Origin of the sequence: Nocardia jiangxiensis NBRC 101359 (assembly GCF_000308615.1) — a bacterium.
Classification (GTDB): Bacteria; Actinomycetota; Actinomycetes; order Mycobacteriales; family Mycobacteriaceae; genus Nocardia; species Nocardia jiangxiensis.
Genome location: NZ_BAGB01000167.1, coordinates 78866 through 90558, shown reverse-complemented (window position 1 = coordinate 90558; position 11693 = coordinate 78866). Strand labels below are relative to the sequence as shown.

Below are 11693 nucleotides of genomic sequence, written 5' to 3'. Positions count from 1 at the left end.
AGGTGACCGAGCGGATCAAGAGCGCCGGCACGCCGATACATCAGGTGACGGCTCAGGACTGCCGAGACGAGGTGCTCGGCGAATTCCTCGACCCGATCGCACACGAGTTGCGGTGGGGCAAGGGGCTGGTCTTCGTCACCGGTATTCCTGTCGGGGGTTCCGTGCCCGAGGAAGATACCGAGCTGATGTATTGGATCATCGGCAGCTACTTCGGTGATGCGGTATCGCAGAGCCGGAACGGCATGGTGATGGGCCACGTCCGCGCAGGCCAGGACGCCGCCGAAGGACGAGCGTACGGCAGCACCGGCGAACTGTCACTGCACAGTGACCGCATCGACATCCTCAGCCTGATGTGCATGCACGGCGCCAAGGTAGGCGGTGACAGCTTCTTCGCCAGTTCCCTGGCCCTCTACGACACGATCAAGAACGAACACCCCGAATACGTCCCGATCCTCGAACGTGGCTTCCCTCAGTGGCGCCACGGCGAACAGGCCGAGGGCGACGAGGCGATCACCCCCTACCCCGTGCCGGGCTTCGCCGAGCACGAGGGACTGGTCAGCGCCCTGATGAGCGGCAACATGAACCTCCATTACATCAGGACCCATGCCGACTACGAGGTCTCCGAGGACGAGGAGGCGGCACTCAAGTACATGTACAAGCTGCGCCGGCGCCCAGAGTTCCACCTCCGCGCACCACTGCAAGTGGGTGAGGCGGTCTTCATCAACAACTACGAGGTGCTGCATGCCCGCGAGGACTTCGAAGACGACGAAGACCCGGCCAAGCGCCGCCACCTGCTCCGGTTGTGGCTACAAGGTCGTCCGCCGCGCCCACGCGTCGAGACGATGACCGTCACGCACAACCGATCCGGCAGGCAGGGCATCGATCCCAAGGGGTGAGCCGCCTTTGGCGAGCCCGAAAACCCCTGGGTTCGAACCAGCCCCGCAAGATAGTTCACCAAGTATGATTTGTCTCCTGCGTTTAGATCACTACCGAGCGCGTCAAGGAGACAAACCGATATGTCCGGGACCGCCGCCCATCTCACCGCACCCACCGCGATCACGTTCGACGTCACCGGCGCCGTCGGATCGGGGGCATCGCTCGCCCAGACCGCCCGCCTCTTCCTGCCCGAGCACCCCGAGCGCACATCCGCCGTCCTGGTCTGCCTCGCCGGCGGCACCTATGACTGGCATTATTGGCACCTCGAGGTGCCCGGCAGGCGGGGATACAGTTTCGCCGAACACCTCGCCGGGCGCGGGTTCGCCGTCCTGGCCCTGGATCATCTGGGCGTCGGAGAAAGCAGTGACCCGACAGACGCGGGGCCTGTCGGTCTGTCACTTCTCGCCCGTGGGGACGCCGCCGTCGCACACCAGGTCAAGCAACGAGTGGCCGCCGGCACGCTCAGCGCTGGCCTGCCCCCACTCGATATCCCGCTGATCGGCGTCGGCCACTCCATGGGGGCCTGCCTCACCACGATCGTGCAGGCGCAGCAGCGTCCCTACGCCGCGCTCGTCCTGCTCGGCTATGGCGTCGATATCACCAACGTCTACGACGAATCCAATGACGCCGCCGCCCTCGAAGACCGCATCGCCGAGAGTGAGCGCATCTTCCGTGAGCTCAACCGCGTTGTGCCCCAGGCCAACTCATGCCTCGTCCCGCGCGCACACCTGCGTGCGATCTTCCACGCCCCCGACGTCCCCGACGACGTCATCGCGGCCGACGATGCCGTCGAGTCCGTGGTCCCGGTCCGCGCCGCATCCGAAGTCACCACACCCGGCTACGTCGCCAAGTTCGCCAAGGCGATCGATGTGCCGGTGTTCATCGGACTCGGGGCGGTGCTCGATATGTCACCGGACCCGCATGCCGAGCCGGCCAACTACCGCCTCTCCCCTGATGTGACCCTGCATCTCGTCGAGGGATCCGCACACTGCCACAATTTCGCGGGCAACCGCACTATACTGTGGGACCGCATCGCGGCATGGATCCCTCAGTCGTCACCCTCGCCCCGCAGACCACCACGAACCGAGGCGTAGACAGCCCGACGAGTGGTCGTCACCTGCGGCAGCGGGAAACTCGGCCGGGTACCCGTCGCCGACCGCCGCAGGTGGGATCGGCCCGGCCGCAACAAACGCTGTCGGCCTCATCGCCACCGAACAAGCCGTGCCGACGGTCGATCTCCGTTGTGTCGCCGAGGAATATCCGCAGGCTCCGCGGACCTGCCGGGCCTACGACCGATAGGCAGGATGAGCGACGTCCTCCATGATGTCGAGCCGGTCCGGATGCGGCGCCCAACCCAGTTCGGACCGCGAACGTGGAGCGCGCGACCGACTGCACACACTGAGCGCCACCAGTGCGGTGAACTTGTCCCAGATGGTGATCGCTTCGGCGAAGTCGACACTGCGGGACTGCACTCCTCGGCTACGCGCCACCGCTTCGGCGAGGGTGCGGAAGTTCGTCTCACCGGATACGGCGTGATAGAGCGCACCCGGCGTCCCCTTCTCGACCGCGAGTGCATACAGCTCGGCAACGTCGTCGACGTGGACACCCGAGTACAGGTTGAGACCGCGCCCCACGTAGCAGACGGTTCCGGTCTTCTCCGCCGACGCATGGAAGGCCGACAGCATCGGACAACCACCGTGGCCCCAGATCATCGCGGGCCGAATCACCATGGCGCGCAGGCCCGTAGCGGATGCGGCGCGCACCAGATCCTCGGTGTCCTTGCGTCGGCCGATGTACTTCGACGGCACGAAGTCGTCGTCTTCGGCAAACGTGTCCTCGCTCCATTCGCCGTCGGTGCGCTGTGACAACACCCCGGTCCCCGATGTGAACACGAAGGTCTTACCGGTTCCGGCGAGGCGATCGATCATGGCCGACACCGTCGTCCGCTCGGCCTCCATCATCAGCTGCGCAGCGAAGACGACCGTGTCCGCAGCGTCGAGCAGAGGCAGTACCGCCTCGATGTCGCCGAGGTCACCGAGCACGGGTTCGGCACCGACAGAACGCAGTTGGTCGGCAGCGTCCTCGCGGCGCACCAGGCCGGTCACCTGATGGCCGGCCGCCACAAAGCGCCGGACAATCGCCGATCCCAGATATCCTCCAGCACCGAAGACCAGCACTTTCGCAGTACGTTCCGGGGTCACTGGATCACCTTTCATCCGCCGAATGCCGTTGTGCGCATTCGGCCTCGCGAATCTTGCCGGCCGGTCGCCGCGAAATGCCTTGCGATGTCGTCCGATTCGAGAGCCACATCGGGACAGGGACGCACAGTCCCGCCGGGCGAGATCCCGGCCTCGTGGATCATTCGCGTCACCGGCGGGGTTCGGACAGTTGCCGTCCTCAGTGTCTATACCAAGTTAGCGTTGCGAGGTAGAACCGGCCGAACTCGACCGACCCGGTCACCTCCTCCATGGACTGCGACTTGTAACGCAAGACCGGGGACATGGCCTGCGACCTGCCCGGATACCTGGTCTGCCGGCCAGCGATCTGAGCGGACTCGTCGACCGCGAACTCGGCGAGCGCTCCGGCAGCGGTATCGAGGATCCCGGAGATCTCGTCCGCCACCGCCGCTGTCGGCCGCGCCGCGGATACGATGTTCTGAAAGTTTCTCAGCGACTCCGTCATTCGCTCGTACGCGGCAGCAAGCGCCGGACTCGGCCGATCGGGACCGCCCCAGGGATTGATGTCGCCGACACCGGATTCATCGATCTTGTCTGCGCTCATGTCAGCCGACTGTATTCGAGGCATAGTCGGCCATTGACTTCCGCCACATCGCGCCACCCACGGCTCAGTGGCGTCCGGTGTCACGCAGAGCGGAGATCAGTGCCGCCCAGTGGTCGGGCTTCCACACGTCCTGATCTTCACCCCAGCCGATCTTGCCGTCGAACTCCCAGCGCATCAGCGCGTTCGAACCCGTGCCGTTCTCGCACATGTGACTGACGGTGAAGCCCTCGGCCTGCATCGCACGCCCGGTCACATCGACGAGTTCGACCTGCATGTGCGCGCTCCACCCCGTCCTCGGATCGCGGTAATTGCGCATCACGGACTTGGTCTTGTCGAGACGCTGGAACTCACCATCGCGGAGCAGCCATCCGACGTTCAGCGGCGACCAGCCCCCGGCGTTGCCGTCCTGCGGCCGCACGAAGCTCAGGAAGCCGGTCCGGTCGTCGGTGTGCCCGAAGATGTACTGGACCCGCCCCCGCCCGCGCTGCCGCTCCACTTGACGCCAGGCCGGACCGCCGGGCTCGCGCACCTGATATGCCCCGGCGACATACTCCTTCTTGCGGCTCGAATCATGATGCCCGCCACGAGGACCCCAGGTCCGGTCACGCACCGAATGGCAGTCGATCGCGATCTTCTCGCCGTCGAGAACGAGTTCCCCGGTGATGTGCCCGAGCTGATCGAAGTGCGGGCTGTACAGCGCCGGCGGCTCGCCGGGAGTGAACCGCTGCGGGGCGTGCACGCTGCGGTGCTCGAACTCGATCGAGAAGTTGCGTTCCGGATCGGCGTAGCCGACGTGGTAGTCCATCGTCGGCGTCAACGTCTTGACGCTGAACCCACCTGCGGGAAACACGATGTCGCGGAGGTCGGCATTGTCGGCCATGGGTAGCGGGCCCGAGTTCTTGTAGTACGCCAATCGGCCGGGATCGGCACCTCGCGGATCCCACACGAAGACGCGCCAGGTCACCGTCCCCTGGTTCGGCAGGTAGGCCGCATGTAGCCAGGAGCCGATCCCCCGTTCGGGGACATTGAGCGACCACCAGGTCGTCTCGGTCTCGTACGGGTCGTCACCGAGGCGGTGATAGGTGTCGTCCTCGGGCAGGAACGCGGCGTTCTGATCGGTGACGGTCATCGACGTCATGGGACTACTCCTGTTCCGGTCCGCGGCGATCAACGGGCCGCACCGCGAATCCGCTCAAAATCGTTATTCAACTCCAACTAGGTGATACAAGTGAATCTTGTCATAGGTACACACTCCGATGCCATCCGCCGCGCCCGGCTCAGCCTTCCGAAACCAGGCCGGACAAGACCTGAAACGAGACACGGTCATGACAATGACGGCAAACAGAAACCCGGTCGTCCTCCCCGATGCCCTGACGAACTGGATCAGCGAGGTCACCGGGGGAAGCGTTGTCCTCGCCGACCGTCGACCCGGTGGCGGACGCCGCGAGGCCTGGATCGTGGATGTGAAAACACCCGCCGGAGAACTACTTCCGCTGTTCCTGCGCTACGACGCCCTGGATCCCGAGCAGCGCGGCGACGGTTTCACCCTGCATCGCGAGGCCGCGTTCTTCCGTGCCCTCGCCGACTCCGGGGTTCCGATCCCCGAGACACTCGGGGTGCATCCGACCGCGCAAGCCATCCTGTCTCGCCGCGTCCCAGGCGAGGCGTTCTTCGCCAAGATGACCGATGAGGCCGAGCGGATCTCCGTCGCCTCGGACTTCATGCGCATCCTCGCGCGCATGCACGCGATCGACCCCCATCGGCTACGGGTCGACGACCAGGACCCGGACGCCGACCTGCGCGACCTCGTCCACCGTGAGATCGACACCTGGGAGCGGATCTACCGTGACGCCGGGGGCCGGGACCCGCTGATCGACCTCGCTCTCGGCTGGGTCCGCGGCAATGTGCCCGACGTGTCGGGACCCGTCGTCATCGTCCAGGGCGACACCGGTCCCGGCAACTTCCTCTACGAGAACGGCAAGGTCACCGCGGTCCTCGACCTCGAGCTCGGCCATCTCGGCGACCCGCACGACGACCTGGCCTGGGTCACCACCCGTGCCACCCAGGACCCGTTCACGAGCATGACGGACCGCTTCGCCGACTATTCCGCGGCCGCCGGGCGGCCCATCGACCCCGGCCGGGTCCGCTATTACCGGGTACTCGCCGAGCTGCGCATCGTGATCCTCGGTCACGGCAACGCCACGCACCGGGACCTGCTCGCAGAGGTCGGAAACTCACTGGCCTTCGGGCTACTCCACCGGCGGCTGCTGATCGAGGCCCTCGCCGACGTGCTCGGCGTCGATATCGAGCCCGTCGCCGACGTCGACGTCGCAGGCACCGACCGGGAGTGGCTGTTCGACGCCGCGCTCGCCCAGATCCGGCAGATCATCGTGCCCCGCAGCGAGGACCCGTTCGTCATCCAGCGCAGCAAGGGACTCGCACGCATCCTCAAGCACCTGCGCGAGGCCGACCGCTTCGACGGCGCGATCGAGGCCCGCAACCTCGCCGACCTCGAGGGCATCCTCGGCGAGCGGCCCGCGTCGGTCGCCGCGGGCACCGAGGTTCTGGTGGACCGGCACCTCGCCGGAGAACTCCTCGTCACCGACGTGCTGCGGATCTTCTCCCGCCAGATCGCCGGGCTGACCCAAACCCTTCGACCGGCGATGGGAGTGCTCGCAGACCGGCACTTCGACCCGATCGACTGAGCACCGGACCCGAGTCACAGGGAGCAGATGACATGACCGACCAGATTCTCCACGGGATCCGCATCGTCGACCTGACCACCGGCCTCGCCGGCCCCATGGCCACCCGGATGCTGGCCGAGAACGGCGCCGACGTCGTCAAGGTGGAGTCCTACTCCGGCGACCCCGTCCGCGCCCGGGCCGCGTTCGCGACGTTGAACCGCAGCAAGCGCAGCGTCGTCCTGAACGTCGATACCACCGATGGCCGCAGCCGCCTCGGCAGGCTGCTCACGAGTGCAGATGTTGTGGTGCACGACTTTCCGCCGAGGATCGCGGCGCGCTACGGACTCGACGACCGGTCCGCGACCGAGAGGTTCCCCTCGCTGATCGTCGCGTCGGTGCTCGGCTACCCACCGAACCACCCCGACAACGACCGACCCGCCGACGACCTGCTGGTCCAGGCGCGGTCCGGACTGATGGGTGAGACCTGGGGCAATCGCGAAGGCCCGATCCCCCTGCGGTTCCCGCTGCCGAGCTGGGCCGCGGCATCACTGCTGGCCTCCGGAATCATCACCCGGCTGATCGTCCGGCGTGCGACCGGGCGCGGTGGATCGGTGCACACCTCGCTGCTGCAAGGCATGCTGGCCACCGCGTCACTGTCGTGGAACCAGGCCGAACGACCGATCCCCGAGCTGATCAGCGACAAATACGAATGTCCGCCCCAGCTCGCCGAGTACGAGTGCGCCGACGGGGTCTGGTTGCAGCTGATGAATCCGGCCGAACGCATCAACATCGCGGCCATCCCGCTGGTCCACGAAGTCATGGCCGAGAGCGGCGGAGTCGAGGACCTGACGGGAGTCACCAACGACGCTCTGCGACGCGTGATTTCGTTGCGCTCGAGTGCAGAATGGTTGCCGGCATTCAGAGCTGCCGACCTGGCGGTCGAACCATGTCTGGCGCTCGGCGAAGTACTACGCGACGTAAACGTCGTCGTCAACGGCTACATCACGGAAGTCGACGACCCGCAATGGGGACCGAGCATCCAGGCCGGCTTGCCGTTCGTCACAGAACCCGTCGGCGCTGTGCGCGCCCCCGCGCCGACGCTCGGCCAGCACACCGACGAGGTGTTCGGCACCCTGATTCCGCGTGCGGTGAGTACCACCGTCACCGACCTGCCTCGGCTGCCCCTCGCGGGTTTGAAGGTGCTGGATCTGGGCTCGTTCCTCGCCGGACCCATGGCACCGATGCTGCTCGCCGACCTCGGTGCCGATGTCGTCAAGATCGAACCGGTCGAGGGCGATCGAGTGCGTTGGAAGCCGATCTTCTGGGAAGCGTGTTCGCGCAACAAGCGATCCCTCGCGGTCGACATCCGGACCGAGGAAGGCCGGGACGTGCTGCGACGTCTGGTCGAGTGGGCCGACGTGGTTCACCACAATCAGCATCCCCGCGCCGCCGCGAAGCTCGGCGTCGACGAGGCCGGATTGCGTGCGATCAACCCGGAGATCATCTACGCCCATGTCGCCAGCTACGGCAGTAAGGGTCCGCGCGCCGACAGTCCCGGCTTCGACTCGATCTTCCAGGCACTCGGCGGCTGGAACATCGAGAACGGCGGCACCGGAGGACTACCGCAGTTCTCCCGGTTCGGGGTACTCGACATCCAGACGGCGCTGCTGTCGCTCGTCGGCACCCTGCTCGCCGTTTACCATCGCGCCGACACCGGCGTCTCGGGCACGACGAACTGCTCACTGCTGCGCACAACGACCGTGACCCAGTCGGAAACCTTGATCCGGCTCGCCGACGACTCGATCGCACCGTATCCACGTTTCGACGCCACCCAAACCGGAACCGGGCCGGGCAACCGCATTTACGCGACCGACGACGGGTGGATCGCCGTGGTCGCCGAGTCCGACGAGCTTCTCGCCGCACTGCTCGAGCTGGCCGGCGTCACCCACATCGCGGACATCGAAGCGGCCCTGGCGGTACGCAAGTCCGACGAGCTTCTCGCTGCCCTCGACGCCACAGGGATTCGGGCCGAGTTCGTCCGCGAGGCGCATCAGTTCGAGTTCTTCGATAACCAGGACAACGTCGACGCGCAGCTGGTCGTCGGCTACGAGCACCACCATTTCGGGCACATGATCCAGCCCGGAAGCTACTGGATGTTCGGTGACTTCGCGCTCCGGTTCGATCGTGCCGCGCCGGTGATCGGCCAGCACACCCGGGAGATTCTGGCGCAACTCGGCTTCGACGAGGCCGCGATCGACCGCATGTACGCGGCGGGCGTCGCTGGTGGGCCTTCGGTGCCGGCGTTCTGGGAACACGGATAGACAGGACAAGCAGGTGAAATTCACCGTCCAATACCCGCTCACGGTCCGCGGGTACACCCCGGAATTCCTAGGGCCACAAGCGATGACCCGATTCGCGCGTGCTGCGGAAGAGTCGGGCTTCGACGCCCTCGCCGTCACCGACCATCCCATCCCGTCGGACAAGTGGATCCGGTCGGGCGGCCACGACGGCTTCGACCTCACTACCGCGCTCGGGTTCTGCGCGGCCGTCACCGACCGCATCAAGCTGATGACGTACGCGATGGTGCTGCCCTACCGGAACCCGTTCCTGGTGGCGAAGGCGATGGCCACGCTGGACCGGCTGTCGCAGGGAAGGGCTGTCCTGGCCGCAGGCGCCGGGTACCTGAAGTCGGAGTTCGCCGCCGTCGGAGCAGATTTCGATGAGCGGAACGAGCTGTTCGACGAAGCGATCGAGGTGATGCGCGGCGCCTGGACGCAGCGGGGCTATCGCTACGAGGGCCGACACTTCACCAGCCTGGCACAGACCGCACTGCCGTTCCCGGTTCAAGACGGCGGCGTTCCGGTGTGGATCGCCGGGAACGCCCGGCGGGCCATCGAACGCGCGGCCACGGTCGGGCAGGGCTGGGCCCCCTTGTTGATAGATCGGGAGATGGCCAGGACGGTCCGCACGACTGCGATCCCGACCGTGGCCGCGCTGACACGAGCGATCGGGCGACTGCGCGACCTCACCGAGGCCGCGGGCAGGCCGCGTGACGCGGTCGAAGTGCAGATCGAGGGACGGGACAGTCAGGTGCTGCTCCACCGCACCTCGCTCGACCAGCACCATGACCGATTGCACGAGTTCGACCAGGCCGGTGTCGGCTGGTTCGTGCTCGACACGCCCGCCACGACCGTCGACGAGGCGATCGACGCGCTGCACCGCTACGGAGACGCGGTGATCTCCCGGTTTCGCTGAACGATCGCCGGGTCTCACCTGCCCCGCATGCGCCGACATGCGGAACGTGCACCCATTCGAATACAACCATCAACTCTAACTATGTTTACCTCGTTTTCTTATTGCTAGATGTCGTATACCCTTTCGGACAGGACGCCTGACCCGCACCCGCGAGCCCGCTCTCAGCGATTCGACCTTGAAATGAGGAGCAGACAATGGCGAGACGAGTAGTCGTCACCGGCGGCAGCGGGAAACTCGGCCGAGCAGTGGTCGACGAGCTGCGCACGCACGGGTGGAAGCCGGTTGTCGTGGACAAGGTGCCGCACCCCGACCGCGAGGTCGCCTCGGTGGTCGCCGATCTCCGCGACCTCGGCCAGGCGACGGAGGTCCTGGCCGCGGTCGACAGCAGATTCCGCCGGGTCGACGCTCTGGTCCATCTGGCGGCCGTACCAGGACCGGGGCTGGCCACCAACTCGGCGATATTCGAGAACAACCTCATGACGACCCACAATCTGTTCACATCCGCGGTCCGCGCCGGGGTGAACACGGTGGTGTGGGCGTCGAGTGAGACGTTGCTCGGCATCCCGTTCACCACCCCGCCGCCCTATCTGCCCGTCGACGAGAACTACTCCGCCAGACCGGAATCGTCGTATTCGCTCGCCAAGCACCTCGAAGAGACGATGGCCGCCGAAATAGCCCGATGGAACCCGGACATGTCGCTGACCGCGCTGCGGCTGTCGAACGTGCTGGACGACACCGACTACGCGCGGTTCGGCGAACACCAGGCCGACGCGGCCCGGCGACGCTGGAACCTGTGGGCCTACATCGACACTCGTGACGGCGCCCAGGCCGTGCGCAAGGCCCTCGAACATGCGATTCCCGGCTATCGGATGTACGTCATCGCGAACGCCGACACGGTCATGGAACGGCCGACCGCCGAACTCGTCGCCGAGCAGTTCCCCGGCGTACCCACCAACCGCGAATTCACCGGCAACGAAACGCTGCTGTGTATCGACAAGGCACGCCGAGAACTCGGCTACCAGCCGACATTCGGCTGGCGCAACACGACTCGGTAAAACGCAGAGGCCACGTGGAAGCCGCGTCATCGAGACGAGTGCCCCTTCCGGCCCAATGACACCAAGATAGGGAGGTATTCATGAGCAAGGTTTGGCTGATCACCGGAGCGTCGCGTGGATTCGGACGACAGTTCGCCCTGGCGGCACTGGGGCGTGGCGACCGCGTGGTCGCCACGGCACGCGATGTCGAGACGTTGCACGATCTGAAGGCCGAGTACGGCAACGCGCTGGTGCCCCTCACGCTGGACGTCACGGACAAGTCCGCGGCGGCGGACGTGGTCGCGACGGCAGTCGACGCGTTCGGGCAGCTGGATGTTGTGGTGAACAATGCGGGCTACGGGCTGTTCGGCGCAGTGGAGGAATTGTCCGAGGACGATATTCGCGCCCAGATGGAGACGAATTTCTTCGGCGCGCTGTGGGTCACACAGGCCGCACTCCCACAGCTGCGGCGACAGAAATCGGGCCACATCGTGCAGATCTCCACGATCGGCGGAGTGGCAGCCTTCCCGAGGCTCGGCGGTTATCACGCGTCGAAGTGGGCGCTCGAGGGTATGTCGGAAGCGCTCGCACAGGAGATCGCTCCCTTCGGCATCAAGGTCACCCTGGTGGAACCAGGCGGGTACGCCACCGATTGGGCGGGGTCCTCTGCGGCGCACGCGGCGCCGATCGAGGCCTACGAGGGCCTACGCGCCCAGATGGCAGCTGGCTCGGGACGTGCCCTCTCGGGAGATCCCGAGGCTGCCGGGCCGGCGCTGCTGCAGATCGTCGACGCCGAGAAACCACCCCTGCGGGTGTTTTTCGGCACGATGCCACTGAAACTGATCGAGGGCGTCTACGCCCAACGTCTGGCGACGTGGAAGGAATGGGAACGGACCTCCATCGCAGCCCAAGGCTGATCGGTCTCGCGAACCCTGACCGGCCGATCGGGGCGAGCGGCCGCGGCACAGGCCGCGGCCGCCTCGGCGGAGTCCGGCAGTTGATC

At 66.2% G+C, this 11693-nt stretch carries 10 protein-coding genes; 7 read left to right on the top strand and 3 right to left on the bottom strand.

The features are described 5' to 3' along the window. The first annotated feature begins 2 nt into the window (after positions 1 to 2). Together ON40_RS41305 and ON40_RS41300 are read left to right on the top strand one after the other, a co-directional pair. The gene (locus ON40_RS41305) at positions 3 to 896 is read left to right on the top strand and encodes a TauD/TfdA family dioxygenase (RefSeq protein ID WP_157186766.1); all 894 of its coding nucleotides are present in this window, start codon (positions 3 to 5) and stop codon (positions 894 to 896) included. 120 nt (positions 897 to 1016) lie between these two features. Beyond that, a complete protein-coding gene (locus ON40_RS41300; protein WP_051194401.1) occupies positions 1017 to 2030 on the top strand; it encodes an alpha/beta hydrolase in 1014 nt (337 codons plus the stop codon). A gap of 192 nt (positions 2031 to 2222) precedes the next feature. Here the strand turns inward: ON40_RS41300 and ON40_RS41295 are convergent, their stop codons facing one another. The 3 genes from ON40_RS41295 to ON40_RS41285 form a co-directional block, all read right to left on the bottom strand. After that, positions 2223 to 3137, bottom strand: a complete 915-nt coding sequence (locus tag ON40_RS41295) for an NAD-dependent epimerase/dehydratase family protein (protein ID WP_245568218.1) — start codon at positions 3135 to 3137, stop codon at positions 2223 to 2225. 196 nt (positions 3138 to 3333) lie between these two features. Further along, on the bottom strand, positions 3334 to 3717 hold the full coding sequence (locus ON40_RS41290; protein ID WP_051194399.1) for a hypothetical protein: 384 nt from the start codon (positions 3715 to 3717) through the stop codon (positions 3334 to 3336). 64 nt (positions 3718 to 3781) lie between these two features. Continuing rightward, a complete protein-coding gene (locus ON40_RS41285; protein WP_051194398.1) occupies positions 3782 to 4855 on the bottom strand; it encodes a DUF7064 domain-containing protein in 1074 nt (357 codons plus the stop codon). Between the two features lie 193 nt (positions 4856 to 5048). Here ON40_RS41285 and ON40_RS41280 point away from each other — a divergent pair, with 193 nt between their 5' ends. From ON40_RS41280 to ON40_RS41260, 5 genes are all read left to right on the top strand, one after another. Continuing rightward, positions 5049 to 6422 (top strand): phosphotransferase family protein, encoded by a 1374-nt coding sequence (locus tag ON40_RS41280; RefSeq protein WP_040831071.1) that lies wholly within the window; start codon positions 5049 to 5051, stop codon positions 6420 to 6422. A 32-nt stretch (positions 6423 to 6454) separates the two neighbouring features. Further along, entirely contained in the window at positions 6455 to 8722 is a 2268-nt protein-coding gene (locus tag ON40_RS41275; RefSeq protein ID WP_051194397.1) for a CaiB/BaiF CoA-transferase family protein, read from the top strand. A gap of 13 nt (positions 8723 to 8735) precedes the next feature. Then, on the top strand, positions 8736 to 9656 hold the full coding sequence (locus tag ON40_RS41270; protein ID WP_040831069.1) for an LLM class F420-dependent oxidoreductase: 921 nt from the start codon (positions 8736 to 8738) through the stop codon (positions 9654 to 9656). A 194-nt stretch (positions 9657 to 9850) separates the two neighbouring features. Further along, positions 9851 to 10711 (top strand): NAD-dependent epimerase/dehydratase family protein, encoded by an 861-nt coding sequence (locus ON40_RS41265; RefSeq protein WP_040831067.1) that lies wholly within the window; start codon positions 9851 to 9853, stop codon positions 10709 to 10711. 80 nt (positions 10712 to 10791) lie between these two features. Then, a complete protein-coding gene (locus ON40_RS41260; RefSeq protein ID WP_040831065.1) occupies positions 10792 to 11607 on the top strand; it encodes an SDR family oxidoreductase in 816 nt (271 codons plus the stop codon). The last annotated feature ends 86 nt before the right edge of the window (positions 11608 to 11693 follow it).

What these genes read in the sequence shown, in the direction of transcription:
- ON40_RS41265 (WP_040831067.1), top strand. Translation starts at nt 9,851, where the DNA reads ATGGCGAGACGAGTAGTCGTCACCGGCGGCAGCGGGAAACTCGGCCGA.
- ON40_RS41275 (WP_051194397.1), top strand. Translation starts at nt 6,455, where the DNA reads ATGACCGACCAGATTCTCCACGGGATCCGCATCGTCGACCTGACCACC.
- ON40_RS41300 (WP_051194401.1), top strand. Translation starts at nt 1,017, where the DNA reads ATGTCCGGGACCGCCGCCCATCTCACCGCACCCACCGCGATCACGTTC.
- ON40_RS41290 (WP_051194399.1), bottom strand. Translation starts at nt 3,717, where the DNA reads ATGAGCGCAGACAAGATCGATGAATCCGGTGTCGGCGACATCAATCCC.
- ON40_RS41285 (WP_051194398.1), bottom strand. Translation starts at nt 4,855, where the DNA reads ATGACGTCGATGACCGTCACCGATCAGAACGCCGCGTTCCTGCCCGAG.
- ON40_RS41260 (WP_040831065.1), top strand. Translation starts at nt 10,792, where the DNA reads ATGAGCAAGGTTTGGCTGATCACCGGAGCGTCGCGTGGATTCGGACGA.
- ON40_RS41280 (WP_040831071.1), top strand. Translation starts at nt 5,049, where the DNA reads ATGACGGCAAACAGAAACCCGGTCGTCCTCCCCGATGCCCTGACGAAC.